This window comes from Amycolatopsis sp. NBC_01480 (genome assembly GCF_036227205.1).
Taxonomy (GTDB): Bacteria; Actinomycetota; Actinomycetes; order Mycobacteriales; family Pseudonocardiaceae; genus Amycolatopsis.
Window position 1 is genome coordinate 4,532,260 of the sequence record NZ_CP109442.1, and the last position, 17,885, is coordinate 4,550,144.

The window sequence follows — 17,885 nt, forward strand, 5'->3', positions numbered from 1 at the left end:
GGTCGGGTACCTTGCGGATGATGTTCCCGTAGGGCTCGGAGGTCGGGGTGGACCCCTCGTTGCTGGTTGTCGTCGTGGTTGTCACGGCGCTGGTTTTCGATTTCACGAACGGCTTCCACGACACAGCGAACTCGATGGCCACGTCCATCGCCACGGGGGCGCTCAAACCCAGAGTGGCCGTGGCGATCTCGGCGGTGCTGAACCTGGCCGGCGCGTTCCTGTCGGTCGAGGTGGCGAAGACGATCTCCAGCGGGCTGGTGGACGACACCAAGATCGGCCCCGAGATCGTCTTCGGCGGCCTGATCGGCGCGATCGCGTGGAACCTGTTCACCTGGTACGTCGGGCTTCCGTCCAGTTCGTCGCACGCGCTGTTCGGCGGCCTGATCGGCGCCACCTGGGTTTCGGCGGGCGCCGACTCCGTCCACTTCGCCAAGATCGTGGACAAGGTGCTGGTGCCCGCGGCCGCGTCGCCGGTGATCGCCGGGCTGGTGGCCGCCGGTGCGACCTACCTCGTCTACCGGCTGTTCGTGCGACGGCGCGGCGGTCGCGGCTTCCGCGTGGGCCAGATCGTCTCGGCGTCGCTGGTCTCGCTGGCGCACGGCACGAACGACGCGCAGAAGACCATGGGCGTGATCACGCTGACGCTGGTGACCGCGGGCAGCCTCCCGGCGGGCTCGGCGCCGCCGGTGTGGGTGATCGTCAGCGCCGCGTCCGCGCTCGCGCTCGGCACGTACCTCGGCGGCTGGCGGATCACGCACACCCTCGGCAAGGGCCTGACCGACATCGAAGGCCCGCAGGGCTTCGCGGCGCAGACGAGCAGCGCCGCGGTGATCCTGCTGTCCTCGCACTTCGGCTTCCCGCTGTCGACCACACACGTGTGCTCCGGCGGGATCGTCGGCTCGGGCGTCGGCCGGCGCGAGGCCCCGGTGCGCTGGCGGATGGCGGGCCGGATGGTCGTCGCCTGGCTCTTCACGCTGCCCGCTGCGGCTGTCGTCGGCGCGGCGGCCGGGAAGCTCGCATCCCTCGGCACGGCGGGGACGCTCGGCGTCGGCGTGGCGGGCATCGCCTTCGGCGCCGGCATCTACCTGCTTTCGCGGCGCAAGCCCGTCACAGCGCACAGCTTCACGGTTCCGGAGCCGTCCGCGCCCGGCACCGAGCCGGACCGCCTCGCTGCCTGAACGGGTGGCGAACTCCTCGCGCGCCCGCCTGCTCGGCCGGGGCCGATCCGGCTACGGTGGTCGTGATGGCAGAGCGCGCGCGGACGGCCGCATCGGCGGCCAGATACGGCTTCACCGACACCCGGGCCGACGGGCAGTTGCGTGCGGCGGGCTGGTGGGACGCGGCGGGACCGGTCGACGGCGTCGCCGACGTCCTGGCCGCGCTTTCGCGCGCCGCCGACCCTGATCTCGCGCTCCGCGGACTCGACCGCATCCGCGAAGCCGACGAGGACGGCTGGCCCGAACTCGACCAGACGCTGCGGGACAACCGCACGTTCCGCGGCCGGCTGCTCGCGGTCCTCGGCACGTCCACCGCGCTGTCCGACTTCCTCGCGGCTCACCCCGGGGAATGGCGCTGCCTCGTCGACAACCGCTGCACGGTGCCGGACCGGTTCACCGAGCGGCTGCTGGACCGGCTGCGTGACGAAGATGGTTCGTACCTCACCGGTTTCGCCGCCGAGCAGGCGTTGCGCGCGGCGTACCGCGGCTTGCTGCTGGGCATCGCCGCCGTCGACCTCGGGCACCTGGTGGAGCCCGGGCTCGACCACCCGCCGTTCAAGGACGTCGCCAGCCAGCTGACGGTGCTCGCCGAGGCCGCGCTGACCGCCGGCCTCGCGGTGGCTGAGACAGAGGTCGGCGCGACGACCGAGGGCTCGCTCGCGGTGATCGCGATGGGCAAGACCGGCGGCCGCGAGCTGAACTACGTCAGCGACGTCGACGTGATCTTCGTCGGCGCGGGCGACCTCGCCGTGGCGACCCGGCTGGCCAGCACGATGATGCGCGTGGTCGGCAACGCCTGCTTCGAGGTCGACGCCGCGCTGCGTCCCGAGGGCAAGAGCGGCGCGCTCGTCCGCACGCTCGAGGGGCACACCGCGTACTACCGGAAGTGGGCGAAGACGTGGGAGTTCCAAGCCCTGCTGAAGGCGCGCCCGGTGGCCGGCGACGCCGAGCTGGGCCGGCAGTACGCCGAGATGGTCGCGCCGATGGTCTGGTCGGCGGCCGACCGCGACAACTTCGTCACCGAGGTCCAGCAGATGCGCCGGCGCGTGGAGCGCCACCTGCCGGAGGAGCACCGTGAACGCGAGCTGAAGCTGGGCCGCGGCGGGCTGCGCGACGTCGAGTTCGCCGTGCAGCTGCTACAGCTCGTGCACGGCCGGATCGACCCCGAGCTGCACTCACCGTCCACTTTGGAGGCTCTGGGCGCGCTCGGCGAGGGCGGTTACGTCGGCCGCAAGGACGCCGCCGAGATGGCCGACTCGTACGAATTCCTGCGCACCATCGAGCATCGGCTGCAGCTGCGCCAGCTGCGGCGGACGCACTTGTTCCCGGAGTTCAGCGACACCGACGAGCTGCGGGTGCTCGCGCGCGCGTGTGGAATCCGCGCGGTGCGGGGACGCAGCCAGGGCGAGACGCTGCTGGCGGAATTCCGCCGGCATGCGCAGGGAGTCCGGCGCCTGCACCAGAAACTGTTCTACCGGCCGCTGCTCCAGTCCGTGGCGAACGTGCCGACGGAAGCACTGCGGCTGACCACGAAGCAGGCCGCCAGCCGGCTGTCCGCGCTCGGTTACGCGGCGCCGGAAGGCGCGTTGCAGCACATCAAGGCTCTGACGTCCGGCGTCTCGCGGCGCGCGGCCATCCAGCAGGCGCTGCTGCCGGTGCTGCTCGACCTGCTGGCCGACACCCCGGATCCGGACGGCGGGCTGCTGTCGTACCGCAAGGTGTCGGAGGCGCTGGAGGACACGCCGTGGTACCTGCGGGTGCTGCGGGACGAGGGCACCGTGGTCGAGCGGCTGGCGTTCCTGCTCGGCACGTCGCGGCTGGTGCCGGACCTGCTGGTGCGGGCCCCGGAGGTGCTGCAGCTGCTCGGCGACCCGGCGCGGCTGACCGGCCGCGACCCCGCGGACGTCGCGAAGTCGCTGCGCGCGGCCGTCCGGCGCCAGCCCGGCATCAACGCGGCGGTGGCGGCGGCGCGTTCACTGCGCCGGCACGAGTTGCTGCGCGTGGCCAGCGCGGATCTGTTGGGGCTGCTGGAAGTTCCGGCGGTGTGCGCGGCGCTGTCGAGTGTGTGGGTCGCCGTGCTCCAGGGCGCGCTGGCCGCGGCGTACCGGCAGCGGCAGGCGGAATTGGGGCAGACGCCGGCGACCGTCGCGGTCATCGCGATGGGCCGTCTTGGCGGGGCGGAGCTGGGATACGGCTCGGACGCCGACGTTCTGTTCGTTTGTGAGCCCGCGGACGGCGTTCCGGACGCTGATGCCGTCCGTTTCGCGTCTTCGGTGGCCGAGACCGTGCGGAAGATGCTGGGCGCGCCGAGTTCGGACCCGGCGCTGGTCGTGGACGCGGACCTGCGGCCGGAAGGACGCAGCGGCCCGCTGGTCCGCACGCTCGAGTCTTACCGCGCCTACTACGCGCGCTGGGGCGAGGCGTGGGAGGCGCAAGCGTTGCTGCGCGCGCGTTTCGTGGCCGGCGACGACGACCTCGGCGAGCGGTTCATCCGGATGATCGACCCGTTCCGCTACCCCGAGGGCGGGCTGGACGCGACCAACGCCCGGGAGATCCGGCGGATCAAGGCGCGGGTGGAGACCGAGCGGATGCCGCGCGGCGCCGACCCGACGCGGCACACGAAGCTCGGCCGCGGAGGGCTCGCCGACGTCGAATGGACCGTCCAGCTGTTGCAGCTTCAGCACGCATACGAGGTCCCTGGCCTGCGGACGACGTCCACCCTCGACGGCCTCACGGCGCTGGCCGAAGCGGGACTGGCGCCGGTCGAGTCGGCCGAGTCACTGCGGGAAGCGTGGCTGCTGGCCACGCGCGTGCGCAACGCCGGGATGCTGGTGCGCGGCAAGGCCGTGGACCAGGTCCCCAGCTCGGGCCGCGACCTGGCCGCCGTGGCGCGGGTGTTCGGCTACTCCCCGGACGACGACCCCGGCGAGTTCCTCGACCACTACCGCCGGGTGACGCGGCGCGCGCACGCCGTGGTCGAGGAACTGTTCTACGACAACTAGTCTGGGGCGCGTGACTGATCGCGAACCATTCCGGACCCGGCTCAAGGTGCGGCAGTACGAGCTCGACGCGCTGGGGCATGTGAACCAGGCCGTTTACCACTCGTACGCCGAGGTCTCGCGGCTCGAGGCTTTCGAGGCAGCGGGCAACACGAAGGTGGGCGAGGACAACACGGCCCCGGTCCTGCTCGAATCCCACATCGTCTACCGGAGCGAACTCCGCGGCGGCGACGTCGTCGACGTCACCTGCGACACCACTTTCGGCGAGGGCAAAGTCTTCTGGATGACCTCGCGCATCCTCAAGCTGGACGGCACGCTGTCGGCCGAGGTCAAGTGCACGCTGGGCGTGATGGACCTCGAGCGGCGCAAGCTCGTGGCCGACCCGCGGGGGCTTTTCGAGCGCGCCGGGCTGGACCTGAAGGTGCTCTCGACCGCGGAGTGACGTCTTGCCGGATAAGGTTTCCGGCCATGGAGAGCTGGCTGGCCGACACCCGGACGTCTTACGACACGGTCGCGTCCAGCTACCTCGAACAGCTGCGCGGCGCACTCGCGAACCTGCCGTACCTGCGGGCGATGCTCCCGCTGTTCGCCGAGCTGGTGCCGGACGACGGCCCGGTCGCGGACGTCGGCTGCGGTCCTGGCCTGGTCACCGCCGACCTGCGTGCCCTGGGCGTCAACGCCTTCGGGATCGACCTGTCGCCGGCGATGATCGACATCGCGCGGCGCGAACACCCGGGCGTGCCGTTCGCGGTGGGCTCGATGACGGACCTCCCGCTCGCCGACGCGTCGGTCTCGGGCCTGTTCGCCTGGTGGTCGCTGATCCACGTGCCCGACGAAGCGGTGCCGGCGGTGCTGGCGCACTTCCACCGCGCCCTGCGCCCCGGCGCCCCGGTGATGATCGGCTTCCACGTCGGCGACGAGACGACGGTGAAGACCCAGGGGTACGGCGGCCACCCGATGAACGTCCACATCCACCGCCGCCGTCCCGCCCAGGTCTCGGATTTGCTGCGTGCCGCGGGTTTCGCGATCGAATCCGAGGTCGTCTTCAACCCGGACGACCGCGTGCCCGGTGCGCTGGTCTTCGCTCGGCGGCCCGCAGTACTGGCGCCCGCCGGCTGAGCCCCGCGCGTCGGGCCGGTCACACGGTGCTGGTCACAAAAAACGGGACGGCGGCCGAGGTATTCCCTCGACCGCCGTCCCGTGTCCGGTGGGTCGTCAGCTGGCCTTCAGTGTCCGGTGAAGGCCAGGTCGATCACACGTCGTAGTACAGCGAGAACTCGTACGGGTGCGGGCGCAGCCGCAGCGGGTCGATCTCGTTCTCGCGCTTGTAGGAGACCCAGGTGTCGATCACGTCGGGCGTGAAGACACCGCCCTCGAGCAGGTAGTCATGGTCGGCTTCGAGGGTCTCGAGCACCGTGCCCAGATCGCCGGGGACCAGCTTGACGTTCTTGGCCTCCTCGGGCGGCAGCTCGTAGAGGTCCTTGTCGATGGGCTCCGGCGGCTCGATCTTGTTCTTGATGCCGTCGAGGCCGGCCATCATCATCGCCGAGAACGCCAGGTACGGGTTGCCGGACGAGTCCGGGCAGCGGAACTCGGCGCGCTTGGCCTTCGGGTTGTTGCCCGTGATCGGGATGCGGACGCACGCGGAGCGGTTGCGCTGCGAGTACACCAGCGAAACCGGCGCCTCGAAGCCCGGCACCAGGCGGTGGTACGAGTTCACCGTCGGGTTGGTGAAGGCCAGCAGGCTCGGGGCGTGCCGGAGCAGGCCGCCGATGTAGTGCCGCGCCGTGTCGGACAGGCCCGCGTAGCCGGACTCGTCGTGGAACAGCGGCTGGCCGTCCTTCCACAGCGACTGGTGGCAGTGCATGCCCGAGCCGTTGTCGCCGGCGAGCGGCTTCGGCATGAAGGTGGCCGTCTTGCCCTGGGCGAAGACGGTGTTCTTCACGATGTACTTGAACAACTGCAGGTCGTCCGCCGCGTGCAGCAGCGTGTTGAACTTGTAGTTGATCTCGGTCTGGCCGGCGGTGCCCACCTCGTGGTGCGCGCGCTCGATCTCGAAGCCGGAGCCCTCGAGGTTGCGGACGATGTCGTCGCGCAGGTCGGCGAAGTGGTCGACCGGCGGGACGGGGAAGTAACCGCCCTTGAACTTCGTCTTGTAACCCTGGTTGCCGCCGATTTCGTCGGCGCCGGTGTTCCACCAGCCCTCGACGGAGTCGATCTCGTGGAACGAGGCGTGCTCGGCCGAGTCGAAGCGCACGGAGTCGAAGATGTAGAACTCGGCTTCGGGGCCGAAGAAGACGTTGTCGGCAACGCCGTACTCGGAGATGTACTGCTCGGCCTTGCGCGCGATGTTGCGCGGGTCGCGGCTGTAGGCCTCACGCGTGAAGGGGTCGTGCACGAAGAAGTTCAGCGACAGCGTCTTCGCCTTGCGGAACGGGTCGATGCGAGCCGTCTCGGGGTCGGGCAGGAGCAGCATGTCGGACTCGTGGATCGACTGGAAGCCACGCACCGAGGAGCCGTCGAACGCGAGGCCCTCTTCGTAGGCCTCCTCCGTGAAGGCCTTCGCGGGGACCGTGAAGTGCTGCATCACGCCCGGCAGGTCACAGAACCTGACGTCGACGACCTCTACGTTCTCGTCGGCGATGAGGCGTTGGATATCGTCTGGAGTAGTGGGCACCCTCGGTGACTCCTTCTCAATCGAGCTCGTACGGCAGTACTCTCTTCGGCTCACGCTAAAAGCGCGGTGTTGCCCGACCGTCACCCGAATGTTTCGCGGGTGTTAACGGGTCGGTGGATACCCGGTAGTCGACCAGGTCGGACGTGGTGCGCGCCACCGGCATACCCTGGACGGGTGGCTAGATGGACGGGTGAATGGCTGCCGGGCGCAGGCGACGGCCCCGCGACCACTGATCAACAGGCACCGCGCTGGCGCGGCGAGCGGCTCGGCCTGCCCGAGTCCGGCGTCGGCTCCGCGGCGGGCGGCGGCTCGCGGTTGCTGGCCCTGATCGTCGACCTCGTCCTCGCGGCACTGGTCACGGCCATCTTCGTGCGCTACGACCTGCAGGACGCGGCCGCGATGCAGACGTTCAACCTGTGGGCCGGCGTCGTCTGGGCGGCCATCTCCACGGTGTCGGCCGCGTTCTTCGGCTTCACCCCCGCGATGGGCCTGTTCGGCATCCGCGTGGCGCGCCTCGACGGCGCGTCCATGGTCGGCCCGTGGCGCGCGGCGGTGCGCATGGTGCTCACAGTGGTGCTCATCCCGGCGGCGGTGCGCAACATCGACGGCCGCAGCTGGCTCGACCGGCTCACCGGCACCGTCGTGGTCCGGATGCGCTGAACCTCGTACGGAACAAGCTGACCGCATGAAGAAGGCCCCCGCGAGAACGGGGGCCTTCTTCACGTCCTGGGGCTCAGCTCAGCGGCGGCGGATGGTGCGCTGCACGTTCCGCATCTTCGCGCCGGCCGGCATCGGGCCCTTCGGCATGGCCGCGCCGCGGTTGCCGAGGGCGGCGAGCTTCGCCTCGAGGGCATCCACCTGATTCGGCTTGAGGTTGCGGGGCAGCTTCATCAGGTGGCTCTGAAGCTTCTTCAGCGGGACCTGGTTCTCTTCGTGCCCGATGGTCATGTCGTAGATCGGGGTGTCGCCGACCAGCCGCGACACGCGCTTCTTCTCCTGCGCGAGCAGGGTCTTGACCCGGTGCGACGCGCCCTCGGCCACGAGGATGACGCCCGGTCCGCCGAGCACGCGGTGCACGGCGTCGAGCTGCGTGGTGGCGGCCACCGTCGGCGTCACCTTCCAGCGGCCGCGGAGGTTCTCCAGCGCCCACGCCGCGGCGCCCGGCTGCCCGTCGGCCTTCGAGTAGACCGTGCGCTGCACCCGGCGCCCGAAGATGATCACGGCGAGCAGGATGCCCAGCACGATGCCCAGCGGGAGCAGCGCCCACTGGATGTTGAAGATGAAGCCCACCCCGAACAGCACGCCGGCGACGACGATGATCGAGCCAGCCATCCAGGGGATGAGCAGCGGATCCTCTTTGCGCTGCATCTTGAACGCTTCGAAGAGCTGCCCGCGCCGGGCCTTGCTGGCCGCGCGCTTCTCCTTCTTGGCCAGCTTGGCCGCTTCCTTGTCCTGCTTTCCCGCCATCTGACCAGGATACGGCCGCGTGCCCTGCCACGAATCCGTCGGCCCCCTCTGCGAGGATCGCGGGGTGGTTAGCGCATCGTCGGAAAAGAGTCGTCCGGGCCTGCTCGACGGGCTCGACCCCGAGCAACGGGCCGCCGCCTCCGCCCCGCGCGGGCCCGTCTGCGTCCTCGCCGGCGCGGGCACGGGCAAGACACGCACGATCACGCACCGCATCGCGCACCTGATCGCCGCTGGTCACGTGTCCGCCGGGCAGGTGCTCGCGGTCACCTTCACCACCCGCGCCGCGGGCGAGATGCGCACCCGGCTGCGCGGGCTCGGCATCGACGCGGCGCAGGCGCTGACGTTCCACGCCGCCGCCCGCCGCCAGCTCCGCTACTTCTGGCCGCGCGTGGTCGGCGACCGGCCGTGGGACCTGCTCGACAACAAGTTCCGCCTCGTCGCCCAGGCGGCCACGCGGGTCCGGCTGAGCACCGAGACCGAGGTGCTGCGCGACCTCGCGAGCGAGATCGAGTGGAGCAAGGCGTCGCTGGTCTCGCCGGAGGACTACCCGGCCGTCGCCGCGCGCACGCAGCGCGACACACCCGCGCCCGCCGCGCAGGTCGCGGAGGTCTACCGGCTGTACGAGGAGATCAAGAACTCCGCCCAGCTGCTCGACTTCGACGACCTCCTGCTGCACACCACCGCCGTGCTGGAGGAGCACGAGGCTGTCGCCACCGAGTTCCGCGACCGCTACCGCTGCTTCGTGGTCGACGAGTACCAGGACGTCACGCCGTTGCAGCAGCGCCTGCTCGACGCCTGGCTCGGCGGCCGCGACGACCTCACCGTGGTCGGCGACGCCAACCAGACCATCTACTCCTTCGGCGGCGCCTCGCCGCGCCCGCTGCTGGAGTTCACCCGGCGCTTCCCCGAGGCGTCGGTGATCCGCCTCGAGCGCGACTACCGGTCGACGCCGCAGGTCGTCTCGCTGGCCAACCAGGTGATCGGCGCGGCGCGCGGCCGTCCGGCCGGGTCGCGGCTCAAGCTCGTCGGCCAGCGCCCGCCGGGCCCGGAGCCCCGCTTCGCCGAGTACGAGGACGAGGCGGCCGAGGCCGCGGCCGCCGCGCGTCGCGTGCGTGAGCTGCTCGACGGGGGAGCGACGGCGAGCGAGATCGCCGTGCTCTTCCGCATCAACGCCCAGTCCGAGGCCTACGAGCAGGCGCTCACCGAGGCCGGCATCCCGTACCTGGTCCGCGGCGGCGAGCGGTTCTTCGCCCGAGCCGAAGTGCGGCAGGCGATGTCCGCGCTGCGGATGGCGTCGGGCGATCCGACGGGGCCGGACCTGGTCACGGCCGTCCGCTCGGCGCTGGCCAAGGTCGGCCTCACCGAGCAGCCGCCGGCCGGTGGCGCGGCGAAGGAGCGGTGGGACGCGCTGCTCGCCATCGTCGAGCTCGCCGAGGAGCTGTCGGCGAGCGTGGCCGACGCCGACCTGCCCCGTTTCGTCGCGGAGCTCGACCAGCGCGCCGCCGCCCAGCACCCTCCGACGGTGGAGGGCGTCACGCTCGCCTCGCTCCACGCGGCCAAGGGCCTGGAGTGGGACGCGGTTTTCCTCGTCGGCCTGTCCGAGGGCACCATGCCGATCCTCCACGCCGACGGCGACGAAGCGGCGATCGAGGAGGAGCGGCGCCTCTTCTACGTCGGCGTCACCCGCGCCCGCGAGCACCTGTCGCTCTCGTGGTCCCTCTCGCGCACGCCGGGTGGCCGCCGCAACCGCCGTCGCAGCCGGTTCCTCTACGGGCTGATCCCCGAGGACCACCCGGCCGCCCGCATCGCCCGCTCGCAGGGGAAGCCGGCGGCGGGGGTGACGGCTCGCTGCCGCCTGTGCGGCGGGCCGTTGCTGGAGACCATGGAGGTCAAGCTCGGCCGGTGCTCGCGGTGCCCGTCCACTGTGGATGAAGGGCTGCTCGAGAAGCTGAAGGCCTGGCGCGGTGAGCGCTCGAGGGAGCTGAAGGTGCCCGCGTTCGTGGTGTTCACCGACGCCACCCTGATGGCCATCGCCGAACAGCGACCGACCGACGACGGAGCGCTCGTGTCGATCTCCGGCATCGGCGCGACCAAGCTGGAACGCTTCGGCGCGGAGGTCCTCAACGTCGTCCGCACCGCGATGCGCTCTTGACCGCGTCCGCCCCCTGATCGGTGCGGCGAACCCGCTGCTCGAAGGCGATCTTCGTAGCTTCGGTGAGATTTCGGGAAAATAAGTTGCCCCCGTGTGCGAGGGGCAATAATCTGCTGGTACCCGGGCGGGAAGCGCCCGGTCTGGGGATCCACACGACGAGTTCCGCTTCGAGCGTAGCGCGTCCGGACAGCGAAAGGTGGTGCCGGTGAAATGATCAGCAACATGAAGCTCGCGAACCCTGGCACCGGTCTGTCCGCCTGTGGCGTCATGGCCGCTCCGCGCCAGGGTACCGATGTGTCCACGAGCGCTCACGCTCTGTTCGGTACGCACCGCGTCGAGCGCAGCGGCGGCATCTTCGGAATCAACCTCGTGAAGACCGCTGCCGTTGTCGGCGCGTACCCGCAGGTTGATGCCGATCTGCCGACCATCAAGCAGTTCCGTGTTCCGTTGTCCATACGGGAGCGAAGTTCCTGACCTAGTCAGGACTAGAGGCTCACGAAGGCCGCGGAACCGGTAACCGGATCCGCGGCCTTCGTGTTTTTTTGGCTGCACAACCACAAGGAACAAGTTGTCCAGTTCGATCGCCCATCCCACCAAAACCGCCTCGACCACAAGGAGCACGGAAATGTCATCGGCCATCGCCCTCGCCGAGGGGGCTGTATCCGACGGGTTCGACGTCGGCATAGGCGACCTGCTCGACGGGATCGCCGCCCCGGAGCTGGAACTCCCCTGCCGCTCGCGTGACGCGGACCTCTGGTTCGCCGAATCGCCCGCGGAGCTCGAGCGCGCCAAGGCGCTCTGCGCCGACTGCCCGGTCCGCGAGGCGTGCCTCGCGGGAGCGCTTGCCCGGCGTGAGCCGTGGGGCGTCTGGGGTGGCGAGATCTTCGAGCGCGGTGTCGTGATCGCGCGCAAGCGTCCCCGTGGGCGCCCGCGCAAGAACGCCGCTCTCGAACCCGCCGCCGTTGCCCGGAGTGCCGCCGCATGATCGTCGAACCAGTCACCACCAGGGATTACGAAGCGCGCAACGACACCGATCGCGCGCATCCGCAGCTGAAGCAGATCAAGATTCAGGAGCCGAGCGAAATGTTGCTTTACGAAGAACTGTCCAGGGCCCGAATACGGGAGCTGGAGCATGAGTTCGAGGTACAACGTCCATGGCGTCGGGCCAGGGCCGCTCGCCGCTGGTCGCGGGTCGCCCGATGGGCGGCCGGCCGCGCCGAGCGTTACCGCGACGCAAGTTGAGTTGCCGGAGGGCCGGTCGAGACGGCCGGCCCTCCGGCTCATCTGTGTATTCACGGCTTTCGCCCCGGCCCGCCGGTGGGTCGGGGCGTCGCTGTCTGACGACGGTTGTGGCTGGTCGGAGCTGTTCGACATCGGCCGCGCCCGGGTGGGGTCGTGGCCGCCCGATCCCAGCGGTGGCACCGTGCTGCTGGTGTTGAATGAAGCCGTGCCCGCACACACCCATGACCACATCGACTGGGCGGACCGCCTCGCGCACCTGCGTGCCGCCGACGCCCTCGACGCCGTCGCGATGGCCACTGCCGCCCGCCGGCTCGTCGCCGCCCTGCCTCCCCGTCCGACGATCGTCGACCTCGGCTGCGGCGCGGGCGGCATGAGCACGCACTTCGCCCGCGAACTCGCTGCTCTTTCGGGTGGCACGGTCGTGCTCGTGGACGCTACCCCGGCGTTGCTCGAAGAAGCCGAACGCACGGTGGCTGACAAGCATGCGGCGCAGGGGCGTGGGCCCGTCCAGGTCCACGCGATCCTCGGGGACCTCGCCGACACTGGCTTGCCGCACACCCTGCCGCCGGCGGACCTCGTCTGGGCGTCGCACGTGGTGCATCACCTGGCGGACCAGCAGGCCGCGGTCGGGACGGTCGCGGCGGTGGCGAAGCCCGGCGGCCTCGTCGCGCTCGCCGAGGGCGGTCTCGACTTCCGTTGCCTGCCTTGGGATCTCGGCGTCGGCCGGCCGGGTTTGGAGAACCGGATGCTGGCCGCGCAGGCCGAGTGGTTCATCGGGATGCGCGAGGGCATCGACAGTGCCGTCCCGATGCCGTACGGCTGGCCCGTCGCTCTGGACCGGGCGGGGTTGACCGAGGTCGATTCGTTCGGCGCGCTCGTCCACCACCCGTCGCCAGGCCCGGACTCGCTCGCGGATTATGTGGTCAACCGCATCGACCGCCTGCGCGAGTTCGCCGGTGACCAGTTCACCGCCGAGGACCGCACGACAGTCGACGCCCTGCTCGACCCGGACGGCCCCCACTTCGTCGGCGCCCGCCGGGACCTCTACCTGCTCGGCGCCAAAACCATCCACTGTGGACGCCGGCCATGACGGCGCCGGATGCCACCTGCTCCCGCTGCGGCCGCGCCCGTTCGGCCGAGCGGAACTCGCTGGACAGCCTGTCCTGGGTCTCCACCAAGGAAGACGGCCGAGAGCGCTGGCTGTGCCCTGGCTGCGCGCGCGACCACGTCCGCGACATCGAGGCCAAACTCCCGGACGAGTACTGGTAACTGCCGTGCGGTGCTCGGTTCCGGCCGCATCCGGCGCTCGCCCTGGCGGAGTGGCCCGCCGATGCTTGGCGGATGGGTCCGCAGTGGGAGCCACGCCGCGAGAAGCGATCTCACGTTGCGTCCGCGATGTCGGGGCCAAGCTCTCTGACGAGTACTGGCAACCGCCGTGCGGCGCCCGATTCGGGCTGCGTCCGGCGCCCGCCTTCGCGGGGTGGCTTGGTGGCGCGGGGCGGATGGTCGCGGGTGTGTCCGCAGTGGGAAGCACGCTGTGAGAAGTGTTCTCACACTGTGTCCGCGATGTCGCGGCCAATCTCCCTGACGAGTACTGGCAACCGCCGCGCGTCGCCCGATCCCGGTCATGTCTGGGTGCCTGCTCTGCCGGAGTGGCTTGTTGCGCAGGGTGGATCGTCGAGGGTGTGTTTGCGGTGGGAGCCACGCCGCGAGAAGTGTTCTCGTGCTGCGTCCGCGACGTTGAGGCCAAACTCCCTGACGAGTAGTGGTAATCGCCGCGCGTCGTCTGAGTCCGGCTGCGTCTGGTGCCTGGCCTGCCGGGGTGGCTTGGTGGCGCGGGGTGGATCGTCGCGGGTGCGTATCCGGTGGGGACCAGGCCGTGGGAAGCGTTCTCACGCCGCAGTCCCGACCTCGTGCACCGCGCGGACTTTCGGCCGTGGCGTGCGCGCGGCCTGGGTGTAGGCGCGGATCAGTTCGCGGCCGACCTCGTCCGGGTTGTCGAGCAGTTGCTGGGTGGTGCAGCGGGCCAGCACGGTGCCGGTCGCCGTCAGGGCCAGGTGCGTGAAATCGCCGACGCCCACGCCGGTCAGGTAGCGCCAGGCAAGGCCCACCTCGTCCCACCAAGCGTCGGCCGTGCCGATGCGGCGGCCGCGGCGGTCGCAGACGGAGACGTTCCACATCGGCGCCGGCAGGGGAGTGCCGCGGAGCACCTTCGCGGCCAGGCCGTGGGCGAAGGTGTCTCGCTCGTCGAGGCCGCGCAGGATCGCGCGGACGGTCGCCGAGCCGCGCTGGTTGCCCGCGTCCAGCTCGGCCAGCAGCTCCGCGCGATCGGCCAGGCCCCAGTACAGCGGCAGTGTCACCAGCTCCTCGACGACGGCCGCGTCCGGCTCCCGGCGCGCGAGGTCCAGGGCGGCGCGCGCGACCGGGGCGAAGGGCAGCCCGTCGATCATCACCGGCTCGGGCATCCGGCCCGTGCGGCAGGTCAGCACACCCGCGTCGGGTGCGAGCCGCCGGTAATGCGGAACCAGCAACTGGATCTGGCCGGTCAGCGGACGGTGGACGCCATGGGCGCGAAGCGCGTCGGCCCCCGTGATCACCGCCTCGTGGCCGTGCCGGCTGATCGTCGCGTGCAGCAGCTGGCGCCGCGTCGGCGGGGTGTCGTGCAGCAGGAACACGCCGGGGTACAGCCTTCGCCACGGGCCGCCGGGACCGGCCAACCGCGCGGCTCTTCGCGCGGATACCCCGACCTCGCGTAGCTGCCTGCTCGTCAGCACACCGCAGACGGTGTCACTGAGCGCCAGCGATTCTGCGCTTTCAGTAGTCGCCATACTTCGATCATGACCGCTCGGCCATCCGGGTGGAACCGGTCCGGGCGATCTGTGGACAACTCCGGCCGAGGCGCCCCTTCCGCCCCTCGGCCTGTGGACAACTCAGCCGGCGAAGCCGGGCTGCCAGCGCTCCACGATGCCCCGCGCCGGGATCTCGGCGTCGAGCTGGCAGAGGATCCCCGTGGACCCCGCGGTGACCCGGTGGATCATCAGGTACTCCGGCGGCAGGTTCAGCGAGCGGCCGACGTGGAAGTCGCTGCCGCGGGAATCGCCGACCCGGCCCGCCTGGCGCTGCATCCAGCGGCGCGTGAAGTGGAACGTCGGCGTGGCCAGCGGCTCCGTGAACGGCGACAGGTAGGCCAGCACCTCATCGGCGGTGAGGTCCGAGTCCCCGCGGATGAAGCGGTTTTCGCGCAGCAGACGCATGAGGTCGTCGGAGTGGCCGTCGAGGGCCAGGCGCGTGATCTCGCCGAGGTGACGGGGGATGCCGAGGGGCAGCTTCGAGACGCCGCCGAAGTCCATCACGCACAGGCGGCCGTCGTCGGTGAGCATGAAATTGCCCGGGTGCGGGTCGGAGTGCAGCAGGTGCGCCCGCGCCGGCGACGAGTAGTGGAACTCCGTGAGCAGCCGGCCCGCGAGGTTGCGGGTCTCCTGGTCCCCGTCCGCGATCACGCGGGACAGCGGGGTGCCGGTCACCCACTCGCTCACCACGACCTTCGGCGCGCTGGCCACGACGCGCGGGATGAGGAACGCCGGATCGCCCTCGAACGCCTTCGCGAAGGCTCGCTGGTGATCGGCCTCCGCGAGGTAGTCCAGCTCCTCGTCCATCCGCTCGGCCAGCTCGGCCAGCAGCGGCTTGACGTCGGTGCCGGGCACGAACGCCTGGAACAGCCGGCTGAGCCGCTGCAGCTGCCGCAGATCGCTGCGCAGGGCCTCGTCGGCGCCCGGGTACTGGACCTTGACCGCGACCTCGCGGCCGTCGTGCCAGGTCGCGCGGTGGACCTGGCCGATGCTGGCGGACGCGGCCGGCTCGTCGTCGAAGTGCGAGAACCGGCCCTCCCACGTCCGTCCCAGCTGCTCCGCGAGCACCCGATGGGTCTGCTTCGCGGACATCGGCGGCGCGGCCGTCTGCAGCTTGGTCAGCGCTTCGCGGTACGGCTTGGCCATGTCGTCGGGCACCGCGGCCTCGAACACGCTCAGCGCCTGGCCGAACTTCATCGCGCCGCCCTTGAGCGTGCCCAGCACCTCGAACAGCTGCTCGGCGGCCTTCGCCGACAACGTGGCGCTGACCTGCTCCGCGCTCTGTCCCGCGAGCCGCTTCCCCCACCCGCCCACGGCACGTCCGGCAATCCCCAGCGGGAGACTGGCCAGCTTCGCGGTGCGCGCGGCACCTCGGCGTGGCAAAGCGGGTTCGCGGTCTCCTGGGCGGTCGCGGAAGTCGGTCACACTGAAGATTCTGCCCTGGTCGAGAGGACCGCCGCAGCCTGTTGACGTCGTGTCTGTGGGCTACGTCTCCTGCAGTACGCACGGAGCGCCACAGGTGCAGTCCGGATGTGGCTCCCAGTAACGGTGGCGCAGCCGGCCCTCGAAAGCGTCGAGCTCCAGCGTGGTGTTCCAGGTCGGCGGCGGCTCGAGGCTCGGCGACAGCACCCGCATCGCCTGCGCGACGGCCAGCGCCGCGCACGATTGGACCGCGCCCAGGTCGGGACGCTGGACGAACCCGACGAGCTGGCTCGCGATGCGCGGCCACGACGGGTCCAGGTCCGTCCGGTGCAGGTCACAGCAGTGCAGGCAGGCACTTCGGCCGGGCACGACCAGCGGGCCGACGATGCCGGTGCCGTCGCGGACCCGGGCGGCCAGGTGCGTGACGCCGCCTTCCATCAGTTCCGCGACCTCCTCCGGCGGCGGGACGACGGCGTCGGTCAGCAGGACGACGTCGGGCGCGCGTCCGCTGTGGTTGCGGGTCGTAACGACCTCCGGGGCGACCCGCGCGAGGACGTCGGCCAGCGCCCGGCGGCGGGGTAGGCCGAGTTCCGCGGCGGTGAGCCCGGAGCCGAGGTCGGATTCGGCCACCGTGCCCTTCATTCGCAGGTCGATGTGCCCGACACCGGCGTTCGCGAGCAGCAGGGCGACGGCGACGGCCAGCCGTCCTTCGCCCCGGACGGTGACGATGCCCTGCCTGCGGCGCTCGGTCAGCGCGGTCTGGTGGTGGCGGGCGCGCAGTGACCACAGACCGGTCTCGACCCGTCGCGCGGCGTGGCTGGGCGCCTCCGTGACGAGGCCCAATGCCGTCAGCTGCTTGAGCAGCAGCCGGAGCTGGTCACGGTGTTCGCTCTCGGCGAGCAGGATCGCCTCGAGGCCGCGTTTGCCGTCGAGCCCGCGGACGCGGTCGACGACGTTCGGCGCCAGCCCGGACACCACCACGCCGTGGCGCGGGTCGAGGCCGAGCTGGACCTCGTCTTCGCCGCGTTCGAGCAGGTGAAGCCCGGGAAGCAGCGTCGGGTACGCCGGGAGCAGCACATCCGGCGGCGGAACGGTGGACAAGATCATGCCGGCCAGCTTGACACCCGCGCCGCGGCGAGCCGGGTCGGAAAAGGCAGTTGTCCACAGGCAGGCCCAGTTGTGGACAACTCAGGGCTGTGACCTTTCGGCTCTCGGAGTTGTCGGTGGCTGGCCTTACCGTTGTCGAGTGGTCGAAGCACGGATGCCCTCGCTGCGGGGCCGGGGGGCAGTGATCCCCCCATCGGACACTCCTGAACACAAGGTCGAGGTGCGGCGCAGCCAGCGCCGGCACCGCACGGTCACCGCGTACTGGAACGACGACACCCTCGTCGTGCTCATCCCGGCGCGGATGACCCGTGCGGAGGAGAAGCACTGGGTCGCGGAGATGGAGCGCAAGCTCCAGCGCTCCGAGCCCAAGAAGGCGGCGCCGCCGAAGGCGTCGGACGAAGCGCTGCTGGCACGGTGCGCCGTGCTGGCGTCGAGGTATCTCGACGGCAAGGCGCTGCCCGCGAGCGTGCGCTGGGTGCCGCCCATGCGCACGCGCTGGGCGTCCTGCACACCGGTCGACGCCACGATCCGCGTGAGCGACCGGCTCCGGCGGGTCCCGCCGTGGGTCCTGGACTACGTCCTGGTCCACGAGCTGGCCCACCTGCGCGAGCCCGGTCACGACGCGGCGTTCTGGGCGCTCGTCAACCGCTACCCGAAAACCGAGCGCGCCATGGGCTACCTGGAAGGGCTGTCCGCGGCGGCAGGCTGGGGGATCTCCACGGACGATTGAGGGAGGCACTGCCTGGTGAAGGG

At 70.9% G+C, this 17,885-nt stretch carries 17 protein-coding genes; 12 read left to right on the plus strand and 5 right to left on the minus strand.

The genetic code is table 11. The features are described 5' to 3' along the window. Positions 1–47 precede the first annotated feature (47 nt). From OG371_RS21775 to OG371_RS21790, 4 genes are all read left to right on the plus strand, one after another. On the plus strand, positions 48–1,178 hold the full coding sequence (locus OG371_RS21775; protein ID WP_329071993.1) for an inorganic phosphate transporter: 1,131 nt from the start codon (positions 48–50) through the stop codon (positions 1,176–1,178). 65 nt (positions 1,179–1,243) lie between these two features. Then, the gene (locus OG371_RS21780) at positions 1,244–4,219 is read left to right on the plus strand and encodes a bifunctional [glutamine synthetase] adenylyltransferase/[glutamine synthetase]-adenylyl-L-tyrosine phosphorylase (RefSeq protein WP_329071996.1); all 2,976 of its coding nucleotides are present in this window, start codon (positions 1,244–1,246) and stop codon (positions 4,217–4,219) included. Positions 4,220–4,229: 10 nt separating this feature from the next. Beyond that, the gene (locus tag OG371_RS21785) at positions 4,230–4,658 is read left to right on the plus strand and encodes an acyl-CoA thioesterase (protein ID WP_329071998.1); all 429 of its coding nucleotides are present in this window, start codon (positions 4,230–4,232) and stop codon (positions 4,656–4,658) included. 26 nt (positions 4,659–4,684) lie between these two features. After that, on the plus strand, positions 4,685–5,335 hold the full coding sequence (locus tag OG371_RS21790; RefSeq protein WP_329072000.1) for a class I SAM-dependent methyltransferase: 651 nt from the start codon (positions 4,685–4,687) through the stop codon (positions 5,333–5,335). A gap of 133 nt (positions 5,336–5,468) precedes the next feature. Here OG371_RS21790 and glnA read toward each other — a convergent pair whose 3' ends face one another. Continuing rightward, positions 5,469–6,893, minus strand: a complete 1,425-nt coding sequence (gene glnA, locus OG371_RS21795) for a type I glutamate--ammonia ligase (RefSeq protein ID WP_329072002.1) — start codon at positions 6,891–6,893, stop codon at positions 5,469–5,471. A gap of 174 nt (positions 6,894–7,067) precedes the next feature. Between glnA and OG371_RS21800 the strand changes: the two genes are divergently transcribed. Further along, positions 7,068–7,553 carry an RDD family protein gene (locus tag OG371_RS21800; RefSeq protein ID WP_329072004.1) on the plus strand — a complete coding sequence of 162 codons (486 nt, stop codon included), beginning with the start codon at positions 7,068–7,070 and terminating at the stop codon, positions 7,551–7,553. Between the two features lie 78 nt (positions 7,554–7,631). Here OG371_RS21800 and OG371_RS21805 read toward each other — a convergent pair whose 3' ends face one another. Continuing rightward, on the minus strand, positions 7,632–8,360 hold the full coding sequence (locus tag OG371_RS21805; protein ID WP_329072006.1) for a DUF4191 domain-containing protein: 729 nt from the start codon (positions 8,358–8,360) through the stop codon (positions 7,632–7,634). Between the two features lie 64 nt (positions 8,361–8,424). On the opposite strand from OG371_RS21805, the gene OG371_RS21810 reads away from it, so the two are divergent. The 6 genes from OG371_RS21810 (at position 8,425) to OG371_RS21835 (ending at position 13,023) form a co-directional block, all read left to right on the plus strand. Beyond that, on the plus strand, positions 8,425–10,512 hold the full coding sequence (locus tag OG371_RS21810) for an ATP-dependent DNA helicase UvrD2 (protein ID WP_329072008.1): 2,088 nt from the start codon (positions 8,425–8,427) through the stop codon (positions 10,510–10,512). A 210-nt stretch (positions 10,513–10,722) separates the two neighbouring features. Further along, positions 10,723–10,986 carry a hypothetical protein gene (locus OG371_RS21815; RefSeq protein ID WP_329072010.1) on the plus strand — a complete coding sequence of 88 codons (264 nt, stop codon included), beginning with the start codon at positions 10,723–10,725 and terminating at the stop codon, positions 10,984–10,986. A gap of 151 nt (positions 10,987–11,137) precedes the next feature. Continuing rightward, positions 11,138–11,497 carry a WhiB family transcriptional regulator gene (locus OG371_RS21820; protein ID WP_329072012.1) on the plus strand — a complete coding sequence of 120 codons (360 nt, stop codon included), beginning with the start codon at positions 11,138–11,140 and terminating at the stop codon, positions 11,495–11,497. Then, positions 11,494–11,754 carry a hypothetical protein gene (locus OG371_RS21825; protein WP_329072014.1) on the plus strand — a complete coding sequence of 87 codons (261 nt, stop codon included), beginning with the start codon at positions 11,494–11,496 and terminating at the stop codon, positions 11,752–11,754. Before OG371_RS21820 ends, OG371_RS21825 begins: the two co-directional genes overlap by 4 nt. A gap of 205 nt (positions 11,755–11,959) precedes the next feature. Then, on the plus strand, positions 11,960–12,844 hold the full coding sequence (locus tag OG371_RS21830) for a class I SAM-dependent methyltransferase (protein ID WP_329073242.1): 885 nt from the start codon (positions 11,960–11,962) through the stop codon (positions 12,842–12,844). Further along, positions 12,841–13,023, plus strand: a complete 183-nt coding sequence (locus OG371_RS21835; protein ID WP_329072016.1) for a hypothetical protein — start codon at positions 12,841–12,843, stop codon at positions 13,021–13,023. Before OG371_RS21830 ends, OG371_RS21835 begins: the two co-directional genes overlap by 4 nt. Before the next feature lie 623 nt (positions 13,024–13,646). On the opposite strand, the gene OG371_RS21840 is transcribed toward OG371_RS21835, so the two are convergent. From OG371_RS21840 to OG371_RS21850, 3 genes are all read right to left on the minus strand, one after another. After that, positions 13,647–14,582: a hypothetical protein gene (locus OG371_RS21840; protein ID WP_329072017.1), complete on the minus strand. Its 936-nt coding sequence runs from the start codon at positions 14,580–14,582 to the stop codon at positions 13,647–13,649. 102 nt (positions 14,583–14,684) lie between these two features. Further along, on the minus strand, positions 14,685–16,028 hold the full coding sequence (locus OG371_RS21845; protein WP_329072019.1) for an ABC1 kinase family protein: 1,344 nt from the start codon (positions 16,026–16,028) through the stop codon (positions 14,685–14,687). A gap of 60 nt (positions 16,029–16,088) precedes the next feature. Continuing rightward, positions 16,089–17,132, minus strand: a complete 1,044-nt coding sequence (locus OG371_RS21850) for a hypothetical protein (protein ID WP_329072020.1) — start codon at positions 17,130–17,132, stop codon at positions 16,089–16,091. A gap of 220 nt (positions 17,133–17,352) precedes the next feature. Between OG371_RS21850 and OG371_RS21855 the strand changes: the two genes are divergently transcribed. Continuing rightward, a complete protein-coding gene (locus OG371_RS21855) occupies positions 17,353–17,862 on the plus strand; it encodes a M48 metallopeptidase family protein (RefSeq protein ID WP_329072022.1) in 510 nt (169 codons plus the stop codon). The last annotated feature ends 23 nt before the right edge of the window (positions 17,863–17,885 follow it).